Origin of the sequence: Aporhodopirellula aestuarii, assembly GCF_023701485.1 — a bacterium.
Lineage (GTDB): Bacteria > Planctomycetota > Planctomycetia > Pirellulales > Pirellulaceae > Rhodopirellula > Rhodopirellula aestuarii.
In genome coordinates, this window is record NZ_JAMQBK010000096.1 from 24,950 (window position 1) to 46,779 (window position 21,830).

General features: G+C 54.3%; 28 protein-coding genes. 12 read left to right on the plus strand and 16 right to left on the minus strand.

The genetic code is table 11. The features are described 5' to 3' along the window. Nucleotide 1: 1 nt before the first annotated feature. Genes NB063_RS28960 through NB063_RS28970 form a run of 3 tightly spaced genes read right to left on the minus strand, consistent with a single transcriptional unit; the run spans nucleotide 2 to nucleotide 1,748 of the window. Nucleotides 2–406: a hypothetical protein gene (locus NB063_RS28960; protein ID WP_250932679.1), complete on the minus strand. Its 405-nt coding sequence runs from the start codon at nucleotides 404–406 to the stop codon at nucleotides 2–4. After that, nucleotides 403–1,209 carry a radical SAM protein gene (locus tag NB063_RS28965; RefSeq protein WP_250932681.1) on the minus strand — a complete coding sequence of 269 codons (807 nt, stop codon included), beginning with the start codon at nucleotides 1,207–1,209 and terminating at the stop codon, nucleotides 403–405. Before NB063_RS28965 ends, NB063_RS28960 begins: the two co-directional genes overlap by 4 nt. Next, complete coding sequence (locus tag NB063_RS28970) at nucleotides 1,206–1,748, minus strand: glycosyltransferase (RefSeq protein WP_250932682.1); 543 nt, start codon at nucleotides 1,746–1,748, stop codon at nucleotides 1,206–1,208. The genes NB063_RS28965 and NB063_RS28970 overlap by 4 nt, the downstream gene beginning before the upstream one ends. A 439-nt stretch (nucleotides 1,749–2,187) precedes the next feature. Between NB063_RS28970 and NB063_RS28975 the strand changes: the two genes are divergently transcribed. Next, nucleotides 2,188–3,264: an integrase core domain-containing protein gene (locus NB063_RS28975; RefSeq protein WP_250932684.1), complete on the plus strand. Its 1,077-nt coding sequence runs from the start codon at nucleotides 2,188–2,190 to the stop codon at nucleotides 3,262–3,264. 57 nt (nucleotides 3,265–3,321) lie between these two features. On the opposite strand, the gene NB063_RS28980 is transcribed toward NB063_RS28975, so the two are convergent. The 8 genes from NB063_RS28980 to NB063_RS29015 form a co-directional block, all read right to left on the minus strand. Then, nucleotides 3,322–3,954 carry an SGNH/GDSL hydrolase family protein gene (locus NB063_RS28980; protein ID WP_250932686.1) on the minus strand — a complete coding sequence of 211 codons (633 nt, stop codon included), beginning with the start codon at nucleotides 3,952–3,954 and terminating at the stop codon, nucleotides 3,322–3,324. A gap of 13 nt (nucleotides 3,955–3,967) precedes the next feature. After that, a complete protein-coding gene (locus NB063_RS28985; protein WP_250932688.1) occupies nucleotides 3,968–4,336 on the minus strand; it encodes a hypothetical protein in 369 nt (122 codons plus the stop codon). Continuing rightward, nucleotides 4,333–4,782 carry a nucleoside triphosphate pyrophosphohydrolase family protein gene (locus NB063_RS28990; protein WP_250932690.1) on the minus strand — a complete coding sequence of 150 codons (450 nt, stop codon included), beginning with the start codon at nucleotides 4,780–4,782 and terminating at the stop codon, nucleotides 4,333–4,335. Before NB063_RS28990 ends, NB063_RS28985 begins: the two co-directional genes overlap by 4 nt. Nucleotides 4,783–4,802: 20 nt before the next feature. Beyond that, nucleotides 4,803–5,192: a hypothetical protein gene (locus NB063_RS28995; RefSeq protein ID WP_250932692.1), complete on the minus strand. Its 390-nt coding sequence runs from the start codon at nucleotides 5,190–5,192 to the stop codon at nucleotides 4,803–4,805. A gap of 4 nt (nucleotides 5,193–5,196) precedes the next feature. After that, nucleotides 5,197–6,063, minus strand: coding sequence for a DUF429 domain-containing protein (locus NB063_RS29000; protein ID WP_250932694.1), 867 nt, complete (start codon nucleotides 6,061–6,063; stop codon nucleotides 5,197–5,199). 25 nt (nucleotides 6,064–6,088) lie between these two features. Next, nucleotides 6,089–6,364: a hypothetical protein gene (locus NB063_RS29005; RefSeq protein WP_250932696.1), complete on the minus strand. Its 276-nt coding sequence runs from the start codon at nucleotides 6,362–6,364 to the stop codon at nucleotides 6,089–6,091. Between the two features lie 63 nt (nucleotides 6,365–6,427). Beyond that, nucleotides 6,428–6,712, minus strand: a complete 285-nt coding sequence (gene bamE / locus NB063_RS29010; protein ID WP_250932698.1) for an outer membrane protein assembly factor BamE domain-containing protein — start codon at nucleotides 6,710–6,712, stop codon at nucleotides 6,428–6,430. 170 nt (nucleotides 6,713–6,882) lie between these two features. Continuing rightward, nucleotides 6,883–7,449 carry an NADAR family protein gene (locus tag NB063_RS29015; protein WP_250932700.1) on the minus strand — a complete coding sequence of 189 codons (567 nt, stop codon included), beginning with the start codon at nucleotides 7,447–7,449 and terminating at the stop codon, nucleotides 6,883–6,885. Between the two features lie 305 nt (nucleotides 7,450–7,754). On the opposite strand from NB063_RS29015, the gene NB063_RS29020 reads away from it, so the two are divergent. Further along, on the plus strand, nucleotides 7,755–8,132 hold the full coding sequence (locus tag NB063_RS29020; RefSeq protein ID WP_250932702.1) for an SLOG family protein: 378 nt from the start codon (nucleotides 7,755–7,757) through the stop codon (nucleotides 8,130–8,132). A 142-nt stretch (nucleotides 8,133–8,274) separates the two neighbouring features. Next, nucleotides 8,275–9,909, plus strand: coding sequence for a hypothetical protein (locus NB063_RS29025; protein ID WP_250932704.1), 1,635 nt, complete (start codon nucleotides 8,275–8,277; stop codon nucleotides 9,907–9,909). 70 nt (nucleotides 9,910–9,979) lie between these two features. Here the strand turns inward: NB063_RS29025 and NB063_RS29030 are convergent, their stop codons facing one another. The 3 genes from NB063_RS29030 to NB063_RS29040 are packed head-to-tail and all read right to left on the minus strand — an operon-like array spanning nucleotide 9,980 to nucleotide 11,737. Beyond that, the gene (locus NB063_RS29030; protein ID WP_250932706.1) at nucleotides 9,980–10,948 is read right to left on the minus strand and encodes a bifunctional DNA primase/polymerase; all 969 of its coding nucleotides are present in this window, start codon (nucleotides 10,946–10,948) and stop codon (nucleotides 9,980–9,982) included. Next, nucleotides 10,948–11,127 (minus strand): hypothetical protein, encoded by a 180-nt coding sequence (locus NB063_RS29035; RefSeq protein WP_250932708.1) that lies wholly within the window; start codon nucleotides 11,125–11,127, stop codon nucleotides 10,948–10,950. Before NB063_RS29035 ends, NB063_RS29030 begins: the two co-directional genes overlap by 1 nt. Nucleotides 11,128–11,155: 28 nt before the next feature. Then, nucleotides 11,156–11,737, minus strand: a complete 582-nt coding sequence (locus NB063_RS29040) for a protein-tyrosine phosphatase family protein (protein ID WP_250932710.1) — start codon at nucleotides 11,735–11,737, stop codon at nucleotides 11,156–11,158. A gap of 68 nt (nucleotides 11,738–11,805) precedes the next feature. On the opposite strand from NB063_RS29040, the gene NB063_RS29045 reads away from it, so the two are divergent. Then, a complete protein-coding gene (locus tag NB063_RS29045) occupies nucleotides 11,806–12,804 on the plus strand; it encodes a hypothetical protein (protein WP_250932712.1) in 999 nt (332 codons plus the stop codon). A gap of 19 nt (nucleotides 12,805–12,823) precedes the next feature. Here NB063_RS29045 and NB063_RS29050 read toward each other — a convergent pair whose 3' ends face one another. Next, nucleotides 12,824–13,126 (minus strand): VF530 family protein, encoded by a 303-nt coding sequence (locus NB063_RS29050; protein ID WP_250932714.1) that lies wholly within the window; start codon nucleotides 13,124–13,126, stop codon nucleotides 12,824–12,826. A 713-nt stretch (nucleotides 13,127–13,839) separates the two neighbouring features. Between NB063_RS29050 and NB063_RS29055 the strand changes: the two genes are divergently transcribed. The 6 genes from NB063_RS29055 to NB063_RS29080 all read left to right on the plus strand — a co-directional run bounded on the left by NB063_RS29055 (nucleotide 13,840) and on the right by NB063_RS29080 (nucleotide 17,712). After that, complete coding sequence (locus NB063_RS29055) at nucleotides 13,840–15,018, plus strand: PDDEXK nuclease domain-containing protein (RefSeq protein ID WP_250932716.1); 1,179 nt, start codon at nucleotides 13,840–13,842, stop codon at nucleotides 15,016–15,018. A gap of 115 nt (nucleotides 15,019–15,133) precedes the next feature. Next, a complete protein-coding gene (locus tag NB063_RS29060; protein ID WP_250932718.1) occupies nucleotides 15,134–15,382 on the plus strand; it encodes a hypothetical protein in 249 nt (82 codons plus the stop codon). 35 nt (nucleotides 15,383–15,417) lie between these two features. Beyond that, entirely contained in the window at nucleotides 15,418–15,855 is a 438-nt protein-coding gene (locus tag NB063_RS29065) for a hypothetical protein (RefSeq protein WP_250932720.1), read from the plus strand. A 571-nt stretch (nucleotides 15,856–16,426) separates the two neighbouring features. Beyond that, a complete protein-coding gene (locus tag NB063_RS29070) occupies nucleotides 16,427–16,822 on the plus strand; it encodes a hypothetical protein (RefSeq protein ID WP_250932722.1) in 396 nt (131 codons plus the stop codon). A gap of 75 nt (nucleotides 16,823–16,897) precedes the next feature. Further along, complete coding sequence (locus tag NB063_RS29075) at nucleotides 16,898–17,305, plus strand: hypothetical protein (protein WP_250932724.1); 408 nt, start codon at nucleotides 16,898–16,900, stop codon at nucleotides 17,303–17,305. A 68-nt stretch (nucleotides 17,306–17,373) separates the two neighbouring features. After that, complete coding sequence (locus tag NB063_RS29080; protein WP_250932726.1) at nucleotides 17,374–17,712, plus strand: hypothetical protein; 339 nt, start codon at nucleotides 17,374–17,376, stop codon at nucleotides 17,710–17,712. Between the two features lie 333 nt (nucleotides 17,713–18,045). Here the strand turns inward: NB063_RS29080 and NB063_RS29085 are convergent, their stop codons facing one another. Continuing rightward, nucleotides 18,046–20,121, minus strand: coding sequence for a hypothetical protein (locus NB063_RS29085; protein ID WP_250932728.1), 2,076 nt, complete (start codon nucleotides 20,119–20,121; stop codon nucleotides 18,046–18,048). Between the two features lie 177 nt (nucleotides 20,122–20,298). Between NB063_RS29085 and NB063_RS29090 the strand changes: the two genes are divergently transcribed. Further along, entirely contained in the window at nucleotides 20,299–20,913 is a 615-nt protein-coding gene (locus tag NB063_RS29090) for a JAB domain-containing protein (RefSeq protein WP_250932730.1), read from the plus strand. Nucleotides 20,914–20,963: 50 nt separating this feature from the next. Further along, nucleotides 20,964–21,827 (plus strand): ParA family protein, encoded by an 864-nt coding sequence (locus tag NB063_RS29095; protein WP_250932732.1) that lies wholly within the window; start codon nucleotides 20,964–20,966, stop codon nucleotides 21,825–21,827. Nucleotides 21,828–21,830: the final 3 nt, after the last annotated feature.

Consider the following 21,830-nt stretch of genomic DNA (forward strand, 5'->3'; position numbering starts at 1 on the left):
CTCAAATCCAGATGTCACCCGAGGATTTTTCTGATCCGTTCGGTTCGATGTCTGCGGGATCGGGAGTACCGGGGTGACCGGGCGGCATGTTGTCGGGCCACCAGAAACCGGGCGGCAAGTGGTAGGGGTGATCGGGCGGAAGCCGCGGCCAGACGTGCCGCGGCGGCGGGACGAGTACTTCGGTCGAGCCTTCGGGTTCAGGCGGCCAGGGCCAATCCTCGGGCCACCAGTCGGGACGCTCATCGTTCTCTGAGGCGGAGGTATCGTCATCAGTGCTTGAGCCTTCAGGCGGATCGGTGGGTGGCGGCATTGGTGGTGATGGACTGCCAGGCGGATCGAATGGCGGAACGAATGGGTGCCATGGCGGCGGATCGTCGCCACTGAATGAACCAGGTGGATGTCTCATTGAATCTCACTCCTTTGAGTCGGGTCGGGATGTTTGAACGGCACACGCTTGCTGGGACAGAGTCCGCATTGAGGAATCGCTTTGGTTTGAACGAACGATCGCAAGTCTTCGTCGCTGGCGCTCGGTGGGCATGCCTTGTAGTCACGAAACAGTTGCCATGCAGGCTCAGTCTCGATCCGCAGACGTTGCTCCATCAATGCGTGGTAGGCAAGTGCGGGGCACTTGAATAGGAAAGTGCGAAATAGTTGAGTGCACGTTTTCTGCATACAGATCTTGAACGCTGCAGCGGGATTGGAATCGAATGGCATTGGTTTGCCGTCTTCGAGTCGGTACTGTCGCATCCAGCCGCGATGCGATTGTCGGATCTTGATTTGGATGCCGGGATAGCCGGCCCGCCATTGCCACACCGTCTTCCTCACTTCGTTGAATCGAGCCAGATAGGGTTCGTGCGTTCCATGCTGGCTGACTTCGAGTCGGCAGTCGGTTTCGTCGAGCGTTGCCGGCAGATCGAGATGGCGATTGAAGAAAAATCCGTTAGTGACGAGCATCAAGTCGGAGTCGGGCCACGATTCGCGGGCCAATCGCAGGTGCTCGATCAGGTGAGGATTCAACAGCGGTTCACCCCCGAGCAACGCAAAACGCTTCGGTCGAATTCGATGCAACCAGTGCGAGTACTCACGTCGCGCGTCATCCGGCGTCGGCATTTGCCCTGCCAGATGAAAGTTGCTGTAGTGGCTGCACTGTTGACACGAAAGGTTGCAACCGTGAGCAAGGTGGAACTCAAGAGCCGGGATTTCGATCATCGCCACATCACCTTTCGCAATCCGTGCTTCTTGAGACCGGCGTCGAGGAACTCAGGACGGCGGCGAACGTAGCCTGGCGGATCAACATGTTCATGTTTGAACGAATGATTCACATCGACGGCGACGTTCATGCCGGCGATCTTTGCTCGCCAGAAGAAATCCCAGTGCTCTTCGACCTTCAGCGTTTCGTCCCAGCGGATCGCTTGGAGAATGTCACGATAAGCAACAAAACAATTGCCGACGTAGTGACACCAGCGAATCGAACGATGTTGCTTGTAGTTGCCATGAGCGATCCGCAGCACACGGTCCTCGACACGGAGCATTTTCGGACGCTCTTCGTCGTTGCTCAGGGCGGCCAATAAATCGAGATCGTGATGCTTATTCAGCGTCCCGATCAACTCAGGCAATCGCGTTTGGTTCGTGACAAGATGGTCGTCGTCCGTGAAGATGACTACCGGCGTGTCGCCGGCGTCGAGCAACCGATTGCGACCGGCGGACAATCCGATGTCGTAGGGAGTGATGATGACCTTATCGACCATTGCCCTCCCCGTACAGGACGCTCTCGGCAAGTCGTCTCTGCTTGCGCATTGATTTGACCTGCTTTTCTGCATGACTTCGTGGTTTCGTATCCCGTCAGGTTGCCACTTCGGGCATCGGGACAATCAGGCATGATTTGCGAAAGGGGTTAACAGCAACCTGTTAACCAGCGGTCTGTTACTGCTACCGCAAAATTTATCGGCGTGTGCGGTTAACAGACACGCGAGTTTGAAGAGGCCGATACCGAGTCTCCTAGTCGCTGGCTTTGCCGGTTGAATCAATCGATCGGCGGCGAGAGATTCGATATCGCCGCTGAGTCTTACTACGCAGTCGGTTGGCGATTGCGAGGAACGGATCGGCCGATAGGCTCATCGTTTCAGCGGGGTACAAATACTCTGCCACTCCGATTGTTACCGGATTTGCAAGGTTTTTGGTCGCACAATGGCGAACATTGTCCACCCGCTTTTGACACTCTTGGCGTCGCTGACGCGGCAGGAGCTGGCCCAGCAGATTCGTTACCTGAAAGCGGAGAACGAGATCCTTCGGTCAAAGTTACCTGGTCGCGTCACGCTGGACAATCGTGAAAGGAACACGCTGGTCAAACACGGCAAAAAGCTGGGCGGGAAGATCAAGGACGTGATGACGATCGTCTCGTATTCGACGTTCCGGCGTTGGGTCCGGAAGATGGAAGATGACACGCGCGCCCCTGCGAAAAAGTCGGCCAAGCGAGGCACCGGCCGCCCAAAGATCGAGGAAGACGTTCGCGAAACCATCCTGCGGATCCGCAAGGAGACAGGGTTTGGCTACACGAAGATTCTGCAGGAGTTGCGGCGGATGGGCGTTCACGTTTCTCGCCAAACGGTCAAGAACGCGATCGTCGACGCCGGTTTCGCACCAACGCCCGGCGATCACCCCGACACTTGGCACAAGTTTCTGAAACGCCACGCCGATACGCTGTGGCAGTGCGACTTCGCGTGCAAGAAAAAGTGGACGTTGAAAGGCCTGGTCGACGTTTACTTCATGGTCTTCATTCATCTTGGCACGCGGCAAATTTGGATTTCGCCGTGTACCGAGAACCCGACGGGCGAATGGACGACGCAGCAGGGCCGCAACTTTCAAATGCACATCGACGACAATGAGCTAAAATGCGAGATCCTAATGCGGGACCGCGATCGAAAGTACGTTGACTCGTTTGACGACGTATTCAAGACTTCAGATTGCAAAGTAAAGCTCACACCGATCCGGTCGCCCAACTTGCAGGCTCACGTTGAGCGGGTGGTCCAAACGATCAAACACGAAGTGCTCAACGCGTTCTGCATCGTGACCAACGAGCACCTCGACGGCATTCTTCACACGACGCAGAGTTGGTACAACCAGCGTCGAGGCCATTCATCCCGAGATCACCTGCCGCCGATTCGCGACGACGTGGTCACGGTACCAATCAAGTTCAGCAAAGACAGCGTCGTCTGTGATTCGGAACTGGGCGGTCACCTGCTGTCGTACCGGCACGTGGCTTGATTCTGGTCAATGAGGCGTGCTTCATGTTCGGTTCATCGTAGTGCAATGCTTGTGCGTTCAGCTCTGAGAAAATACTTGGCTCGAAGGATTGCTTGATTCGAGACTGTGCATGATACAGCTTGCAATTTTGCGTCCGCCGTCGTGTGATGGTTCGATCGGTGAAACCTCGGCATAGTCGCTGGCTTCGTCGCAGAGCAGGCGTAGGTCAATCACATCTAATCCGAACCCGAAAGCGGTTCGCGTGATGATGTCGTTGATGACCGCCAAACCGCACCGGCCGGCGTCGTCCAAGTTCGGAATGCTGTCGTAGATCGTGCAAACCCGCAGCGGCAAATTGCGTTGCAACAGCGACTCGATCAGTTCGCGATATTCATTCTGGAACCCCGCCAGCGAAGCCTTCATCTTGGCCAAGGCATCTCGGACGTTGCCGCTATCTTGGCCGAACAGATTACATTCAAGGTAGATCGCGTCGTTACCGCCAACGCTCAAGACCAAGTCGGTTGCGTCGGTAGGAATTCGCTCGATCTGTCGATGCACCGAGCTGATAACGGCTCCGTCGACGGCAAGCAAAGTCGCTCGATCGGCATCGGGCAACATTTCGCAAAGGTGCTCGTGGACCGATTTTCCGTCGCCGACATAGGTCTTGTTGTCGAAGATGGAATCGCCGAGAAGGATCGTGTGCTTGGTCATGGGTTGAATCTCGCTAGTCGTCAAAAAAATCGTCGACCGCGTCACCGATCATGTAGTGGATGTCGGTTTGTGCGGTCCATTTATCGAGCTGGAACGTCTCGGCGATTTGCTGGAGCCGAGGCTGGGGCGTCGCATTGCCGTGGTAGATAACCGAGATCTGTCTCGCTGGCGACCACAGCACTCGGCCCCGCGGAACATCGAAGTACTCCGCCGACGCATCCAGCCCCAATTGCATTCCGGCTTCTGGCCAGAAGTCATTGTGCGCATAATCGCTGTCGCAGAACCCAGCCTGCACATCATCTTCATCGGGTAGATGATGAAACGCGACGATCTTTGATCCGTTGTCCCACCAGATTCCGATCAAAGGTTGCGGATGATTCACTTTCGGCATTTCCCGAGCACTCCCGCAATGTCGGGTGAATCGAAGCCACCCGACTTTGTTCCCTTTCCGGTTTTGTCGTTCGCGGCCGTCTTGGTCATGTTGGAACGATACACTTCGTCGAGCAAAGGTTCGGCCGGCATTCCCGTTGCGACCGCGTCACCGAGCAACACGGTCATCCGATCCGCCCAAGCATCCGCGGCAGCAACCAGATCGCCTTCGTTGTGAGCTTCGACCCATTCGGCCAATTCTTCGATCGCCATCAACGCACGTCGTGTTAGATGAGCCTTCGGTTCATCTTCCCGGCCATAGGACGCAAGAACCTGACGCAAACTGCGTGCGAGATCACGATCCAGATCCGCGTCATGTTGCAGCAAGCACGGCGAGTCAGCGACGACTTCACCGATCTGGCAATGGAACTGAGTGACTTTGTTAAGTTGTCGTTTCATTTGCTTGGCCGCTTCTTGGGTCACACTTGCTTTCCGGTTCGGTCGCTGAACATCCATCGACGATCCGCGAAATCAAAATTGCCTTCGTTTCGGAACAGCATGACGCTGACGTGGTCGGGAACATTGAACAGCATCTCGGGTTGATCATCGACGTACATCGTCACGCCATACTCGGCGATGACGGCAGCCTTGCCGTCCATCCGATCGACCAGAACCAGTTCGTCATAGCGAATCTGATGATGGTCAAGATCAGCAATCGTTTTCTCGCGATCATTCCGGTACGTGATGATGATCACCCGCCCCGGCCAAGACTGAGTCCACGCCGCAAAGAACTTGGGAGCTTCAGTGATCGTGCCGTCGAGGTCCAGTCCGAGGGTGGGCTTCACTATTTCCGGTGGATGTCGTTTCATCGCTCTACAGCCTTCGCTTCACTGTGTTGATCCAGTAATCCGACCGCCAGTTTTCGCCAGGGTTCCTTTTTTGCAATTGATCACAGCGTTCTGTGAGTCCAGCCTTCAACTTGTCGTTTGCTTTTGTGACAATGTATCCCGTGGCAAAATCACCAACCACCAAGAACTCGCTGGAAAGATGCCATTCGATTGCCTGAACAAGGCAAATCGCCGCATCCAACTTATCTTGTAGCACCTTATTTGGTTTTTCAGCACGCTCGGCTTCTCTTAGCCATTCTGATAGTTCCGCAATCTGAAAACGCTCAGATTGTTCTGTCAAATGGCGACATAGAAAACACCAGTCTTCAGCCACGAACGTTTTACGCCGCGCGGGATTGTATTTTGGTAGACGGCCCGTACTCCTTTTGTCGCTCAACACCCAGTCGTTCGCGATCAAATAGAGAACAGGATATGTTTCCAACAGTATCACAGACGAATCGAGTGCGTTGAACGGATCTGAAGGTCCACCGAAATGACGGCAAAATTCCCAAATCGGTGCTTCCGGTCCAAACATTGGAAGCCGCACAGCAGGCTCATGGGTAGCAGACCGTTGCATGCCACCGTATCTTCGACCCACGAGTGACGAAACAATATCTTCGACAGGACGAGACCCGCTTTCATTTACTACAATATGAGGCTGATCAACGAAGATAATCGCTTGCCGTGCATCGGCACGAAGCGAATCAATTAACTGTTTTGCATGAGGGAAATCGGCTGTCGTTGGACTGAGAATAAGCTCGCACTTTTGATCGCCATCGACCGAAGCACCAGCAATCGCACCTTTGTTTGTTGACGACCACGCCGAGTCAAAACCAAAAAGAACCGTTTTCATACAAATATCCTTTATTAATCCCCTGCTAATTCTCAACAATCTGCTTGATTGTCGTGCGTGCCACACGCCATGTTCGCTGGCGTGCGCGGCTTGGCATTCCGAGCCAAATCATAAGCGATCCGAGGCCGGCTTGCGGGATCAGGCCTGCGGACAACAAGAACAGGCGGAAGTCGATGCCCGACTCTTTCCCAAGAGCTCCGAAGGCGTCGGGGTCTAGGTAGCAATACAACGCCATTCCTAAACTGGCCAACAAGATTTGCGTGCCGTAAAACAGCGAGATGAGCTTGGCGATCTTTCGCAACCTTGGTTTCCGATGAGAACGGGAGAATGTCGGGATGGTACGGAGTGAACTCGGGACGCTTGCTCAAAGTCCCATTTGCGACTTCGCTTTGACTTTGTCGTGTGAGAACGTGATCGAGATGATCTTGTCATCGTTCTGCCAAACCATGTTTCTCATGTCGATTGAGATGCCGCCGAAGCTGGCATCGCTGCTGGCTTGTTCGGTGCCGGTGCCGAGGATCGCTTCAACCTCGTCGAGCGTCATGCCGGTTTCAATTTGCGAGTAGTTGTCTTTGGTGATCGGGTTGCCGCCGCAACCGCTGAAGATGAAACACAGCGAAAGTGCGAGCAAGAGTTTGAGGGAGTTCATGAAGTAACCTTTGGGTAAGACTGGGGTGTGAAGTGGACGGTGATGCAACGATAGCGGCATACCGGGCGTTGTCACGACTTGGAAGATTCTTTGACAAGTTCGCGGGCCGCCGCCGAAACGACGGCCCGAAATATGGCAACGCCCGAAAACCAGAGGACATCGGGCGCGCATCAACTTTGCGAACGCAGCTCTTGCCGCAACTCCATCCACAAACGGCCGAGCCAATTTCGGCCTTCCCACGCATAGCCCATCGGCAAATCGGAATCTGGCACGCGGACGGCACCCCAGAACAAATTATTGACGCGGCGGCCTCGCGAACTGCAATCTTCCACAATCGGCCTCTCGCCGCTGGCGATCAACTTGCGACCCAAATCAGAATGCCGCGAAACCTTCAACCGCAGGCACAGACGCATATTGGCGACATCAGCATCACTAAGCGGCGCGACCACATGCCGATCGCGGAACCTTTTGGCGACCATCTTCGCTCGCATCGGCGACTTCCAACGGCGAATCTCATCGCGAGCCTCGGCATCATTGGCCGCATATCGCAACGCCTGAAACATCGCCTCGCAATGCCACCATTTCTGGCCTTCATACTCGACCGGATGCGGACTCATATTGCTGAGCCATCCACCTGGCTCGGCAACTTTTCGGATGAGGATTTGATCTTCGGCGGCGGGAAAGATCGGGGTGGGGACTTTGGCAGGACTTGAAACATGGGCAGCGGCAATCGGCATAGGCATTCCTCACGGGAAGTTGCAGGATGAAAACGTCTGCCTACGTGAGTCCGAAATCGGTGCCCGCGTTAACTCCGCGTGTTTTGGTTTCGTCGGAACGGTAATTCGCTGCGATTTTGCTTTGCGCTTGTAAATTCGCTCTCCTCGATTGGCCGCTGTTTCCGGGAGCGAATTTACAAGCCGAACGTCCGGCCCCCGAACTTGTCAGAAATCCTGTCACGCGAGTCCATCGCTTCAGATTCTTGGTTCAAGAAATGGAGGCCATTGGTTCGCGTCTCTTTTCCACCCTTTCTGGAGTCAGCCATTTGAAAGTCATCATTGCCGGATCTCGCAGCATCGCGCGTCTTAGCTCACGACGCTGGGACTACGAAAAACTGACAAGCATCGTCGACAACGCCATTGCCGATTCGGGTTTTGAAATCACCGAAGTGATCAGTGGCGGTGCGGGTGGACCGGATCGCGCCGGCGAGCAATGGGCCGCCCGCAACAGCGTTCCGGTCACGATCATCAAACCCAATTGGAAACTCGGCCGCGGCGCGGGTTTGATTGCCAATCGCCAACTCGCCGAAGCTGGCGACGCATTGATCGCTCTTCACGACGGCGAAAGCACCGGCACCCAGGACATGATCGGCCACATGAAAGCGGCCGGACTGCCGGTGCATGTGGTCGTGATCGTTTCCTAGCCCCCTCCATTGCGGATTTTTTCCACTCGGAAGCCCTCGCAGGGTTAACGCGAAGCCGTTTCCTGCAACAGGTAGATATTCAAACGCGCGCACGCGCGAAGCTCTTTTTTGCCCCTCGACAGTCCCATCCCAGGAGTCCGATTTGACAGCAGTTCAAACTCCCCCAACCCATCGCCCGTCACCGAACGAACGAACGCAAGTAGACCATCGCTCGCCAATCCCCAGCCTCAAGCCGAAGCCAAAACTTAAGACGAAGCGATCCCAAGCCGACAAACGGATCGATTACCTACTCAAAACCAAGTTCGACGACGATCCCGAATTTCGGCCTTTGCTTGTCGAGCTTGCCGAACTCGACCCGACGCCCAAGAAAAAGTATCTCGCCTGGCTGGCCAAACACTGGTTGGACGATTGGAAAGCCACCCCGGACGATCAACAACGCGTCGCCGAGTGCCTCGCAACCCATCACAAAGGAGCCAAATACTTTTCGCCGTTGTCCTGGACCGGACTGCGATTAGAAGACGCCGGATACCACGCCGACATCTTTCGCTACACACCACAAACGATCAGCAGAATCTCGGGAAGGATCGCCGAGATCATCCGCATTGACGAGGGAGACAAGCAGATTCGCAAAGGGAACCCAGTCGCGTTGGCTGGAGCCGAGATCGTTCACCGCGATGATCAATTCACCATCATTCGCATTCGCACAGGAGAGGCACTCAAACGATTTGGCCAGAACACATCCTGGTGTGTTCGGCATGGCAACCCGCTGGGCTATCCGTTTCCGTTCGACTTCATTTTGGATCACGAAGGTGAGCGGTATCTGGCCAACCGAAAGGAGGTTCGCGACCGATGGGATAGGATTCCGCCCCGGAGCGTCGTCGAGCCGATCAACGAGATTCGCGGTCGAGTTTTCGATAGCCACGAAAAGGAGCTCGCACAAGTTCGGCGAGCCATCGCGTGTCAACGGAGGCTCGCTCGAGAAGACGAAGTTCAGATTTTGAAGATTCCCGATCTAGCGATCGAATACGCCGCCTACATGTTCGCCGGACCCTGGAAAGAGTTCGAGGAATCGGTCCGAGTCGCAGATTTGACGGCCACGCAGGCGGTTCGGTACGCGGTTGAAGTTCGCAAATCGCGATGGCGGCGTTTTGAGAACAAGATCAAGCGATCACGAGGCCCGCTGAACGCTTATCGACGAGAATTCCCAGGTTCGATTCCCAAGAGTGACGAGGAGATTTTCAGGGAGCAGATTCAAGATTGGCGATGCCGCATGCCGCGCGCCAATGCTTACTGTCTAAAAAGAAGTTCGCAAGGCCGAGCCGAGTTGCTACAGCGGGATCGTCGCTACGACGCTAGCATCGCCAGCCGACCCTACTCACTCGACCGCTACACTCGCTTTTTGGCATCATTGGCAACATCCCCGATGGCGAGTCGGTATCGGGACAAGGTGAGATCCTATTTTGCTGATTTTGAAAGTGATGACGGAAGGTCCATTAGCCTTCCGATCGCCAGAAAGTTGTGCTTGCGGTTTTCACAGCGGATGAAGTCTCTGGAATCAGAAATTGCGAAGGACTCTGTTTGTTCGTTTAACTACGCCATTGCGATGAAGGAAAGATTCTTGGAAGGCGAGGTGGCAATCTTTGCTGATCCAATAGTTGCACCGAAATATCGCCGGCGTTTCATTCAGCGGACTCCCAAAGAATCGAACGCAAGCTCATCACGAAGTGAATTTGGTCGCTTGATTTTGCCGGCAAACTTCAAAGTTGCTTGGCAGTAGACTGACGACGTTTCATTTCTCCGCCGCTCGCGAATGATTCGCAGGCGGCGTTTTCTCTTACCGCTAACCTTCATGACCAGACATCATTACCAAGTCGGTAAACCCTACGCGGCCAAATTGATTCGCGTCGCAATCCGCCCGATCGAGAACGACCTAAGTCTGTCGGTTCATCTATTGCGGTTGGAATTCGCGGTGTACCGGATGGCCCATCATCACGAAGCCAGCCAAACGGGCGATCGTGTGGTTTTGTTGCTGCTTGGTTGACTTTGTGTTGCAGTTCCTTGTCCGACCAAGGAGGGTTGCAGATTGGGTTGTAGTGCTCAGTCAGTATGGCGAGAGAAGTGGCTGGATCGAGACCAAAGCCGTGAACCAGTGCAGTTGCCGCAGCATAAGTCTGCGAGTGACCGCCACTGCCGGCGATCGCGGGCGGCATCGCGTTGATATAGGCGATTGCCCGCGATTCCACGTCGTTGCCTACACGCAGCGACTGTGGCGGCAACACAGCGGTTTGTTGCGGCGGTTTCGCCGTTCCACGTTGACAGATGACTGCATCCGCCAACGCTTTGACGCATGCGGCCAGCATGAGCGAGGGAACGGCGGACGGTTCGCCGTCGAGCGTTTCGTACGTTTCGCCGTCGGGATGAACACTTGGACCAACGACGGTTTGCGTTCCGGTTGAACGCAATTCGACGATCATCGAGCCATCGCTCGGATCGGTATGCTTTTCAGTGGTCGCACCGATCGCGATGTACCAGCGATGGGATCGTGGGGCTGACCTTCGTCCGGTGATCGCTGGCGTTGGTGGCAGATAACTGTCAGCCAATTCGATAGCTTCGGGACAATCGAGATCAACGTCGACGAGCCAACCAGACGGCTCGCCAAGGATGATTCCGATATTGCCTTGATCGGGAAAGACCTCCGGGTTCAATCGAAGATTCGTCCAGTCACGTCGTGCCGGTGACTTCGATCGCGGGCGCAGCGGCACGCAGTACCAGCCACGCTGGCGATAGTTTGTGACTTGCTCCCGCACATCGGCCATCAAAAGGGTGCCTCTTCCAATGCTGCGTTTGGAATCTCGCCGATCGACTGTTTGATGATGCGGTCGTATTTCTGGCCGGCGATCGAGCGGACCGTCAGTGTTTCGGTCGCCGCGAGTAAACCTGATTCGGCGATATCAATCGCTTCTTCGGCGTTCGTTGGACAAGGATCTTGCTGCACACGAACAGGATGTTGAGTCGGCTCATGGCTAGCTGTTCTGTTTTTCGGACCACGACAGAACAAAGTTCTCCTGCGTTTCATTTTCCGGAGCTTTCCAACTCGCTCGTTCCACGTCTGCTTGTCGCAATTGGGTCAGCAAGCCCAGTACGATCTCGGGCGACGCGAGACCATGTCTTTGGAGCCAGCAACAAATTGTCGAACCCGTTCGCCCCATGCCGCCGAAGCAGTGAACATAGACGGGACGATTGGCGGCCATCGAAAGGTCGATCGCATCCAGAATGCTTCGCATCCGATCGACCGAGGTTGTGCCGCCGTCGGGAATCGGAAAACGAAGATGGGCGATTCGATCGTTTTGCTGGTCCGCGAGTCGGCGGAGTTCGTCGTCATAGCGAACGAAGGGGATGCCGCAATTATTCGTCTCGTTTTCTTCTTGCAAATTGATGAACGTCCGCATGCCAGCGTCATACAGCGACTTGATCCGCTGGCGATGATCGGTTGGATCCGCGCGACCTGGGTAAGCGCCTGCAAGCAACAGTTCGTCAACAACCCAATACGTCCGGTTACACGGCGTCGGCTTGGATGGGTGGGTGAACATGAGGGGGATACTCAATCGAAGTCTCCAATGGAGCGAGGTAGACTGACAAGCCTTCACGCGGCCAGATAGAAAAGGAAAACGTCATGACTTGGTTCACAAAGCTTACCGGAATCGAGGAAGAATCGCCTGAGCAGGTTCGCCGAGAATTATCCATCGAAGGCGACCAGATCGTTTGCCCCAACGGAAAACGGTTTGCGTTTGGACGTTTGGAAACACCGAAGCTGTCGGAACTTCGCCAAACCGTTTCGCAACTTGACGTTCCGGCGAATCCATCGACGATTCGCGAACACGTTGGCGACGTTCGCCAGTTGCACGCGGACTCGGCCAATGTGGGCGATCTGTTTCAAGTCGCGTCACAATTCAACCTGTTGGAAATGACCGGTCCATCGGTCACGCCCGAACGAGGCGTCGGCATCTATGAAAACGACCCAACGCAAGGCCCGGCATGCGCAATCGCGTGCGGAGCCGGCACGATCTATCGCAACTACTTTGCACCGGTCGGCGATCGCATCGGCCAATCCGCTGACCACCAAATCGACTGCTCCGCCGACCTCGGACAAAAACTCGGCAACCAAGACGGCCAGCTTTGGCAGATGCAAAACGGCTATCTCTTCCCGTCCGATGATGGCCTTCGCCGCATCACGGACCATCTGCAATCGGCAAGCGAACCAGAACGCGACGAACTTCGCGGCGAGTTGCGGATCGGCCTGCAATGGCAAGCCGACGTGACGCTACCACATTCCGAACATCGCGTCAGCCAAGCATACTGTTCAGCGTTGCCGGTCGCCTACGGTCGCCAGCGAGTCGAACTGTGGACGGACTTTGCGAAGCTAATCCTCGACGCCGCTTACGAAGCGACGCTATTGGCTGCCGTCATCAACGCGTCACGCGCCGGCGTCAACACCGTTCACCTCACACTGCTCGGCGGCGGCGTGTTTGGCAACGATGACGCTTGGATTTTGGGCGCAATCGAAAGAGCGTTCTTGAAGACGAAGTCGCATGGACTGGATGTAAGAATCGTCTCATACCGACAACCAAAGGCTGTCGTTGCTGGTCTCATCCAACGGATAAACGAAACTTGATTAAAGCCGCCGGGATGCGTCATTCGCTGCGACGGGCTCGATCCCAAACGCTACCCACGTCGGGGGCTTCTTCGGTTGGGGCGTTCTTGCCCTTCCGCTCATCGAAGCTGATCGAGTCCAGGTACAACCGCTCAACCTTCGCCCGCGCCAAGTCTGTCGTACGAAGGAATTTCAGGCTGCTGTTGATGGTCGGTTCGTAGTTGAAGCAATGGATGTTGATCCGTTCCCCCAACCGCTCCCAGCCGTACTCCGTGATTAGGTATTCCAGAATCGCCTTGAGCGTGACGCCATGCAGCGGATTGTTGGGCTGGGGTTGATTCATGGCTATCTCGGGGACTCTCGAACTCTCTATCTGACGGCCGATTTTCGTTAACTGGGCTGCCCATGTTAACCCAGAGACTTCGAGAGTTTCGGTCGTCCTGTCCGGGCCAGACGGCGGGAAAAGAATGGTTAGGCACGGTGGCCTGACCGTCCAAGACGCAGGCGAAAAACGACCCCGCTGGCCAAAGTCTCGCAAAATACGGGGGCAAACGCAAAAAGGCCGATGCGTGTGCATCGGCCTTTGGCGTTAAATGGTGGGCAGCAGCATTTCGCTACTGTCCACGAAGGCTCCCCGAGACGTACGTCGTTCGAACAGCGGGCATTGTCGAGCTAGGTGCTTGGCAGCGTAAGAACTTACGTCAATCTGCGGACATCCAATTTTTCCCGTGGTCAGACGTTTCAGACCTCCCAATCATCCCACCATCACGACGTCGCAGACGGAAGTCAGAAATCTCGCAGCAGGAACAGGGGATCGCAACAGCACGTCGATATCAGGCCCTTCTTGATGAAGGTACCGTCCAGACGCGTGCGGAGCTTGCCCGCTATCTGGGTGTCAGTCGGGCACGTGTTACTCAGGTTCTGCGACGACTGAAAAGCGATGACGATCCGGATGAAGCGCAGCGCTCGTCGGCATAGGGTGAACGACAATGTCGGGACCGCATTTGGAGATGTGGCCAACTGGAGAAACCACAAATTATGGCGTAGTCTGATCACATGGCGAAAAAGCGTTCTTCACCACCGAAATCCCCCGCGGCACTGCCTGCCGGTTTCCCGCAGCTACTCAGTGATGTCAAGCTGCGTATCCGGACGTCCCAGACGCGAGCGATGCTCTCAGTCAATGCGGAAGTTCTCAAGCTGTATTGGGACATCGGCCAGATGATTGACCGGCGACAGCAAAAGGAGGGCTGGGGCACTTCAGTGATTCCACGGCTTTCGGCGGAACTTCGCAACGAATTGCCCGAGCTGAAGGGCTTTTCCGAACGAAATATTAAGCGAATGCTGGCCTTTCATCGTGCCTACACTGTTCCGGATGCATTTGTGCCACAGGCTGTGGCACAAATGCCCGATGCCGAAAAAAGGCCACAAACCGTGGCACAATCTGGAGCGGATTCGCTGCTGTGGCAAATCCCGTGGGGACACCACGTCTGGCTGCTTGAGAAAGTCAAAGACATTGAAGCCCGCCGTTGGTACATGGAGCAAACGCTCGTCAACGGCTGGAGCCGCAATGTACTGACGACGATGATCGAGTCACAGGCTCACACAAGGGCCGGCAAAGCGGTCACAAACTTCCAAGATCAGCTGCCGTCTCCGCAATCAGACCTGGCGCGCGAGATTCTCAAAGATCCGTACGTGTTCGACTTCCTGACGCTCGAAGAACCGTTCCACGAGCGGGAGTTGGAAACGGAACTCGTCCGTCATTTGGAAAAGTTCCTGCTCGAATTGGGACAAGGCTTTGCCTTCGTCGGACGGCAATACCGTATCGACGTCGCCGACGAAGACTACTACATCGATCTGCTGTTCTATCATCTGCGATTGCGAGCGTTTGTTGTCATTGACCTGAAGATCGGACCCTTCAAGCCCGAATATGCCGGGAAGATCAACTTCTATTGCAATGTCGTCAATGACACACTGCGCCATGCTGACGACCAACCAACAATCGGCCTGATCCTGTGTCAGACGAAAGACAACGTACTCGCCGAATATGCACTGACGGGAATCGACAAGCCGATTGGCGTATCGGGCTACGAATTGACTCGTTCGCTTCCCGATAGCCTGCAATCCGCGTTACCAACAGTTGAGCAGATTGAAGCAGAGCTTGCTTCAAGCCAGATTGCCAAGACGGCAAAGCCGCGCATGGCCGGAAAAAAGTCTTCGAAACGAAAAGACTCCTGATCGACATTCTCATCCGGTGATGATGATCGAGCATCGGGGAAGCGCAGCGCTTTTCACTATAGAGTGAGGGCCGTGTTCATTTTGAAGTTGCTCAGTTTCGTGAGAATATCTCGTTATGCCTGACGAATTTCCCCGTAAACGATCACTTGATCAGTCTGATATTGACTCGCTTCGCCAGCACATGCACGCCATCGAACGGCTCCATGCCGAGGCAGATTTTATTCGGCTGAAATTGGCTGAGTATCGCCAGTCGGATTACGCAAGCACAGCAATTCACAACGGCGTGGCCTCGTTGCAAGACACTGCTGAATTCATACGAGAGGTAATCCAAGAATTGACTGAACGCGAGCGTCCGACCACCTAATGTGCAAGCACACGACTCAACACAAGGAATAACCCATGACAGTTTCACAATCTCTTGATTCGCTTACCTTGGACACCGAAACCCCCGACGAGTTTTACCTTGGCCTTGTCCGCTTTGACGTACGTGAAGCAAAGCGAATACTGGCTGCAAAGAAACGAAAACCAACTCTCTACAAGTGCGAGTTGGAACCACTGAAAAAAGAAGTTCAGCGGCCCGATCCGCCAAAGCTCGAAAATGGCAAGATCGTAGTCACCGCGGGTAGAATGGCACTCGACTGGGATTTGATACATGCACCAGATATTGACCTAAGAGTTCCGATTTTACTCGCGAGACTTCCCGATCCACTCCGTGGAATCTGGCCGATCGACGGTTGGTATCGCATCGCAAATGCCATCGATGCGGGACTTGACTGCCTTCCGTGTTACATCCTGTCCAAGCAGGATACCGCCCGCATCATTGAGTGGCCGGAGTAGCGGTATATCTTGACGGTGATGGCCTCACGGAAGATGCCTCCCGTGTAGTGGTGAGTGGTGAGTGGTGAGTGCTCGTAGCGTTGGCAAGTCTAGCGTGACGGTCCCTATTGCGGTGCAAGGGCTGCGGGCTTCCGGCGTCGCCATCGGTTTTCATCGGCTTCGCTCTCGAAAACCGGGGACCCCGGGCCAGACTCCCACCCACTTTCGGCACGCCCGTCACCCTTGACCGCGGGCTGCGTCACGCTGTGATTCCCACGCTCACTCGCCACGCCGAGAAAGCATTTTATCCACTTCCCCATCCACCCATGCCACGGGCACCACCATAGAGAAAAAGAACCGGCTTTTTACTTCCGATTCCCTTTTTCAACATGTCACCAATCATTACATATCCGATCAATTGCCTCAAGAAAATTGACGATTCGCTGCTTTCGCATAGCGATTGTTGCGGAGCAAGGCTCATCCGTGGCAAAGACGACTGCTTCGTCTGTACAGCCTGTCAACAACTGTGCTGTGAAGACCATTGGGACCGGTAGCGGTTTCATTCTTTTTGTCTACTTTCCTTTCTTTTTCCATGACAGCATTCCTCCCTTCAATCATCGTCAACGGCTCCGCCTATCTCATCGATGAGGAAAACTCTCGCCTGATCGAAGCCCGCAAGCAAGAACGCATCGTGAAGCTTCCACGTCTGAAGATGCAGGAGATTCCCTACGATGCTTCGGACTCCAGCTACAGTTTCCAACCGTCGGACGACAAGCCCTTTGTCATTACCAACGGTGCGGGTGTTACCTACGGACCTCATGTCGTGCGGGCATGCCTTGCCATACTGCAACAGCTTGCCGACGAACACGACGGACTCGACTACCTGCAGGTCTTCGAAGATCCAACAAACAGAAAACGAGATCCACTCTGGTTCATTGAGGATGGTGATGGCGGGGCAATTTCAGCCTTGCTTCCATCCGACTACTGAGTGCTTTGCCACTCTTCCGTCCGTGGTCGATTCCTTGGCCACGGACGCTTTTTAATTTCCTTTCCCCTATTTGCAATGGGTCAATACTTCAAAGCCGTTAACACAGACAAACAAGAATACATCTGCCCGTGGTGCATCAGTGGCGGTGCAAAGCTCTGGGAATGGGCAGCGAACCCACAAGGCTCCATCTTCACGCTTCTCCTTCGTAAGAGCGATGAAGGCGGTGGTGGAGATTTCTACGGCTACCACAAAGGCTGCGATGAAGGCGGGCCAATTACGGCCCCTGTTTCGCATATCGCCGGACGTTGGGCCGGCGATCGAGTATGCCTCCTCGGTGACTACGATTCGTCAGGGCTGTATCAGGAGCTTACCTCATTTCGCAACATCAGTCGCGAGCTTGTCGATGAGTGGAACACATTCATTGAGCTGCCCAATCGGAAGTTGAGATTCAACGCGAAGTGCAGTTGTTGGCAGCGTGAGTAACGCAGAGTCTTCGGCCCGTTCGGAATTTTTCCTGGGCGGGCTTTTCCCATTTCTTCCTCCCCCACCTCATGTCCATCGATCTCACGAAATACCTCGAAATCACACGATTCGAATATGATCCTGAACGTCTTCAAATTCTCGACGACGAACTGATGTTTGTTGCGGAGCTAGGACGTCCGAGTCTGATCCTTCCGAACGATTCACTAATCCATGCTCAAGGCCGCCTGATGGCGGCGGCTCCCGAACTACGTCGCCGACTCGCAAGTCTGCAGATTCTGTACGAAAAGGAGTGCCCGGCGAACCGACGCAAAAAATTCGTCCTCGACCATACTTGGGAGTTCATCGACGGCATTCTCGACGAGTCATTGAAGAACGCCGCCGATCCTGACACGGCTCGTACGGCGTAGAGATTCTCGTTGGCGGCTCACGAAGTTCCTTTCCGTGGGCCGCCTCTTCTATTTGCGTAACTTCAATTACAGAAGTGTAGGAACATCAGTCGCCCGCTTGCCGACGAATGGAACGCCTTAATCGAGCTTCCTGAGAAGCAGCTCATATTCGATTCAGTATGCACTTGTTGGCAACGAGAGTAACAGCGGCGTTGCTCATCGCCCGCTCAGGTCATCCTGGGCGGGCGTATCTTTTATAGGTTTTCGAACACCGCGGAGTGCATCGCCTTCGCTTCTGGCCCATCTCCAACTCGGGCCATTTTGCTTCAGCGATCCGCTCCGACGGGCGCGGCCCTAATTCTTCTCGCTCGAATCTATCTTTTTCAATTTATCGGCTGGCAAACTGTATTTCTTCGCAAGGGACGCCATCGCACCTTTCACATCGTTCTCGGTCGGAAGATCGCCGGTTCCAGAATGGACTATTGCCGTAACATTTTCACCGTTTAATTCCGAAAGCCCGGTCACAATAAAGTGCAACTCAGTACCAACTCGATTTCCGTCTTTATCAATCGGGAAGAAGCAACGAATTTGCACTCCTGCATTGGTTTCAAAGCCGTCTATTCCGCTGATAAAGTGCATTGATTTACCCGTAAATGCGAGTCTTTCTGGCTCAAAATCACGAGGGAATCTTTTGGTTCCAGCTGTTAATTTTTTCCATGCTTCTTCATCTCCTTCTTGATACGCACGTGCCAGTGCAGCCATTTGTCTTTCATATGCAGGCATATCTGCTGGTTTTACAATTCCAACCCACTCATTCTTCATATCATCCACCAAAGCCTGGTTCACCTCGGGCAACGCCTTCTGCGCCTCGGCACGTGCTTTAAGCCTGTCTCTGATACTGAGACGAGTCGTAGTAATACGAGGATCAAGCCCATTTGAATTTGTCGTAGCCGGCCGCTCCGAAGCATTGCTTTGCTTCTGGTTTTCTGTCGACGAGTCGGACGCCTCGCCAAACGCCAGCGATGTCTGAAACAAGATTCCGAGAGCCGCTTCCTTTTCGATTTGCTCCCACAGCAGGTGACTCTTATCCCACCGTTCAACTTGATTGCGTATCTGCGGGGCGCTATTGCGAAAGAAAGCTTCAACTTTCTTCTCATCACGAGATTCCAGAACCGCCGTAAACGCATCTCCGTCAACTTCAAAGGCAGTTATCATCGCAGTGCTGTGCAATATCTCTCGATAATCTTCACTCGAGGCAAATTGTTTTAAACGCCTATACGCTCCGTTCGCAACCTCCGCCGTTTCATTGGTAAGCGCCCTAAATCGCTTCTTTAGATCTTCCTGCCTTGACCGACGTTCTTCTGGGTTACGAAGCAGCTCAATGTCGGTAACTTCGTTTGCAAAAAATTCAAGCCACGTACGACCTTCGGAGTCATTAGGTTTCTTGACCTTCATTAACTTCGTCACTCTTTCGGAATCTTTCGGCCATTCAAGCGCAGTCTCGATTCTGTCAAGGCTGGCCTTGAGATTCAGAATCACCTTGGCAATGTCAGATCTGGAAGTGGCTGGAGTCCAATGGCATGCGACTAGCCCGAGTGGGTTTGAGTTTGAGACAAATTCCGGCGCAGTGACGATATAGTTGAGACTTCCCACAGGAAGCTCGCGATCGTTTGGATCTACAGCTATATGTGTGAATGCCGTTGCAGCTGCCTTTGGCAAAGATTTCCAACCGTCTTCACCGTATAGGAACCGGTTGCTTTTCCCGTAGATCGCTGCGTGAAGAGAGCTGAATTTAATCTCTGCTGAATTCAAGCCCGTTAGCTTTTCGCATTGGGCGTAATCCTTTTTTTGTAGAGCATCAAGCAGCGAGCGTAGTGACACTTCTAATTCGTCTTTCCTGCTCGTGCTCAGCTCCAAGACCGCCCAGGAACTTTTCAGGTGATCAAGTAGAGCCTGGTTTACCTCAGGCAAAGCCTTTTGAGCCTTGGCTTCGGAATTTCTCTTTCGGAGCAATTCCGCAAGATTGACTTTTACTTTACCGATGTCGGATTGGACTCCGTCGGAGTCATATGTACGAGCAGCCACAGCCGGACGGAGGCCGTAAAGAACCGTGTCCGTTTTGTCGGCAACGGCAGCTCCGACCTTTGATGCGGGAATGATCTGCACGTCATCGCCCGTAAAGCGTTTCGTTCCGCTGGGTTTGCTGACGACAAACTCTTTGATCTTCGAGTTGTCCTTGCCGTCCATGATCGGAACGACGTCCATCGCCTTCAGCACCTGGCCATCTTTCAGATACAACGTCACAGGTGAAGCCGTGTACTGTCGATTCAGCTTCTCCTGCGAAGTTTCAGAAGCTTGCCCGAACACCGGCGACGTGCTGCAGCCTAGCAACAGAACGCACAACGAATACGTGATACGAGCAAGGAACATTCATCTCTCCGACAGAAACACTTCGACGTGACCGAGCGTCTTCCATCATAGCAAACGAAATCCCCGAGTTCATCCGCGGTTCGACGCCGATGGCAAAGTCCAGCTTGCGAACGAACGTGCCTTGAGATAGTCAGAGAAGTTGTTGACATCGGCTGGTATGGTGGCATTCTGCGTGACATGCCTAAACGGCCAGTGCCCTACACAGAGCAAAGCGTTGAAGACCTTCTCGCGGTGTTGTTGCGTTCTGAGAGAATGGTTTCACAAGTCGCGAATCAGCGGATCGATTCCTTGATCCACGCGACACGGCACGAATTGGGAATTACGAAAGTCGCATACGCTCGCCTGATGGCGGGGATTGAACTCGGGAGACGAGTCGAAGAAGCAAGGTCTCAGTACGATAAGCCTAGTTGTTTGAATTCGAGTGCGGCGGCGATCGACTTCTGTCGAGTTCATTTTGCCCGCACTATTTGTGACGCGTTACAGGAAGAATTTCACATCGTCACACTGAACACCAAGCTGCATTTCATCGACTCTCACCTGATCACGATTGGCACGTTGGACGCATCACTGGTTCACCCGCGTGAAGTGTTTCGTCCTGCCATCAAAGACGCTGCAAGCTCTGTTGTCCTCGCACATAATCATCCGTCCGGTGACGCTACACCCAGTCGGGAAGACTACGCCGTCACTGATCGGCTTCAGCAAGTTGGTGAAACACTCGGGATAACGGTCGTTGATCATATTGTCATGGCCAGAGGCGGCTGTATCAGCATTAACGAGCAACGCAATCGCTAGCCGCGATAGCTTCCCTCGACTGCCTCGCTATTTCGCGCTACGCTGACCGTGTGGAGCCTGCCAGCCAGCATCGAGCCGAGATCATCACGGTACTTAACCTCAAAGGTGGAGTCGGCAAAACGCATACATCCTGGCTGCTTGCTGGGGTTTGCGAAGAGCGCGGACTCAAGTGCTTGTGCATCGATCTGGACGCCCAACGCAATCTGACGCGAAATCTGATTGAAGGCGCGTCGCCCGTGCCTGGTATTGAGATGCTTTTTCATCCAGGAAGCGACAGTGACGCCGAACAACTCATCCGACGTTCGCGATTCGAGCACATCGACTTAATTCCTGCCAGCTACGCGGTCGCACCGTTCGACTTGTCGAATCAAGATCAATGGGAGTCCGTAGATTCTCAGCGATCACTGCACGACGCATTGGACCCACTCCGGGACCGCTACGATTTCATCCTATGTGATTGCCCACCGCGTTTGTCGTTGGTCAGCTTTGCGTCCCTCGTCGCGTCCGATCACTGTTTGATTCCATTGGAGGCCGCCGACTGGGGAGCACAAGGCGTGACGCAAGTCACCGAAGCGGTGCATTACGTGCAGAAACGAGAGAACGCTCGCCTTCATCTGCTTGGTTATCTGATCTCACGATTCAAGACTGCTCGTTCCTACCAGCACAGCTATCTCACTGAGCTTCGCAAGCACTTTGGCGAATTCGCCTTTGACATAGTCGTGTCAGATCTGGCAGGCTTTGAGAAGAGTGTCACCCACGCCCACCCCGTCAACCTCCGGAAGCCCCACAGCCGCGAAGCCAAAATCGCCCGGCGGCTCTTCGACGAAGTCTGTGAGCGGATCGGAAAAAACGCTGACAGCCGCTCAGGCAATCGCCAGTCAAACGTTTCAGAAATCGTCAGCACTGCCGTTTGACCA

Bases quoted from the DNA above. Each gene is read 5' to 3' on its own strand.
- NB063_RS29090 (WP_250932730.1), top strand. From the start codon at position 20,299: ATGCCTAAACGGCCAGTGCCCTACACAGAGCAAAGCGTTGAAGACCTT.
- NB063_RS29075 (WP_250932724.1), top strand. From the start codon at position 16,898: ATGGGTCAATACTTCAAAGCCGTTAACACAGACAAACAAGAATACATC.
- NB063_RS28970 (WP_250932682.1), bottom strand. From the start codon at position 1,748: ATGGTCGATAAGGTCATCATCACTCCCTACGACATCGGATTGTCCGCC.
- NB063_RS29015 (WP_250932700.1), bottom strand. From the start codon at position 7,449: ATGCCGATTGCCGCTGCCCATGTTTCAAGTCCTGCCAAAGTCCCCACC.
- NB063_RS29055 (WP_250932716.1), top strand. From the start codon at position 13,840: ATGGCGAAAAAGCGTTCTTCACCACCGAAATCCCCCGCGGCACTGCCT.
- NB063_RS29050 (WP_250932714.1), bottom strand. From the start codon at position 13,126: ATGAATCAACCCCAGCCCAACAATCCGCTGCATGGCGTCACGCTCAAG.
- NB063_RS29085 (WP_250932728.1), bottom strand. From the start codon at position 20,121: ATGTTCCTTGCTCGTATCACGTATTCGTTGTGCGTTCTGTTGCTAGGC.
- bamE (WP_250932698.1), bottom strand. From the start codon at position 6,712: ATGAACTCCCTCAAACTCTTGCTCGCACTTTCGCTGTGTTTCATCTTC.
- NB063_RS29080 (WP_250932726.1), top strand. From the start codon at position 17,374: ATGTCCATCGATCTCACGAAATACCTCGAAATCACACGATTCGAATAT.
- NB063_RS28975 (WP_250932684.1), top strand. From the start codon at position 2,188: ATGGCGAACATTGTCCACCCGCTTTTGACACTCTTGGCGTCGCTGACG.
- NB063_RS28990 (WP_250932690.1), bottom strand. From the start codon at position 4,782: ATGAAACGACAACTTAACAAAGTCACTCAGTTCCATTGCCAGATCGGT.
- NB063_RS28960 (WP_250932679.1), bottom strand. From the start codon at position 406: ATGAGACATCCACCTGGTTCATTCAGTGGCGACGATCCGCCGCCATGG.
- NB063_RS28965 (WP_250932681.1), bottom strand. From the start codon at position 1,209: ATGATCGAAATCCCGGCTCTTGAGTTCCACCTTGCTCACGGTTGCAAC.
- NB063_RS29070 (WP_250932722.1), top strand. From the start codon at position 16,427: ATGACAGCATTCCTCCCTTCAATCATCGTCAACGGCTCCGCCTATCTC.
- NB063_RS29030 (WP_250932706.1), bottom strand. From the start codon at position 10,948: ATGGCCGATGTGCGGGAGCAAGTCACAAACTATCGCCAGCGTGGCTGG.
- NB063_RS29045 (WP_250932712.1), top strand. From the start codon at position 11,806: ATGACTTGGTTCACAAAGCTTACCGGAATCGAGGAAGAATCGCCTGAG.
- NB063_RS29060 (WP_250932718.1), top strand. From the start codon at position 15,134: ATGCCTGACGAATTTCCCCGTAAACGATCACTTGATCAGTCTGATATT.
- NB063_RS29065 (WP_250932720.1), top strand. From the start codon at position 15,418: ATGACAGTTTCACAATCTCTTGATTCGCTTACCTTGGACACCGAAACC.
- NB063_RS28995 (WP_250932692.1), bottom strand. From the start codon at position 5,192: ATGAAACGACATCCACCGGAAATAGTGAAGCCCACCCTCGGACTGGAC.
- NB063_RS29000 (WP_250932694.1), bottom strand. From the start codon at position 6,063: ATGAAAACGGTTCTTTTTGGTTTTGACTCGGCGTGGTCGTCAACAAAC.
- NB063_RS28980 (WP_250932686.1), bottom strand. From the start codon at position 3,954: ATGACCAAGCACACGATCCTTCTCGGCGATTCCATCTTCGACAACAAG.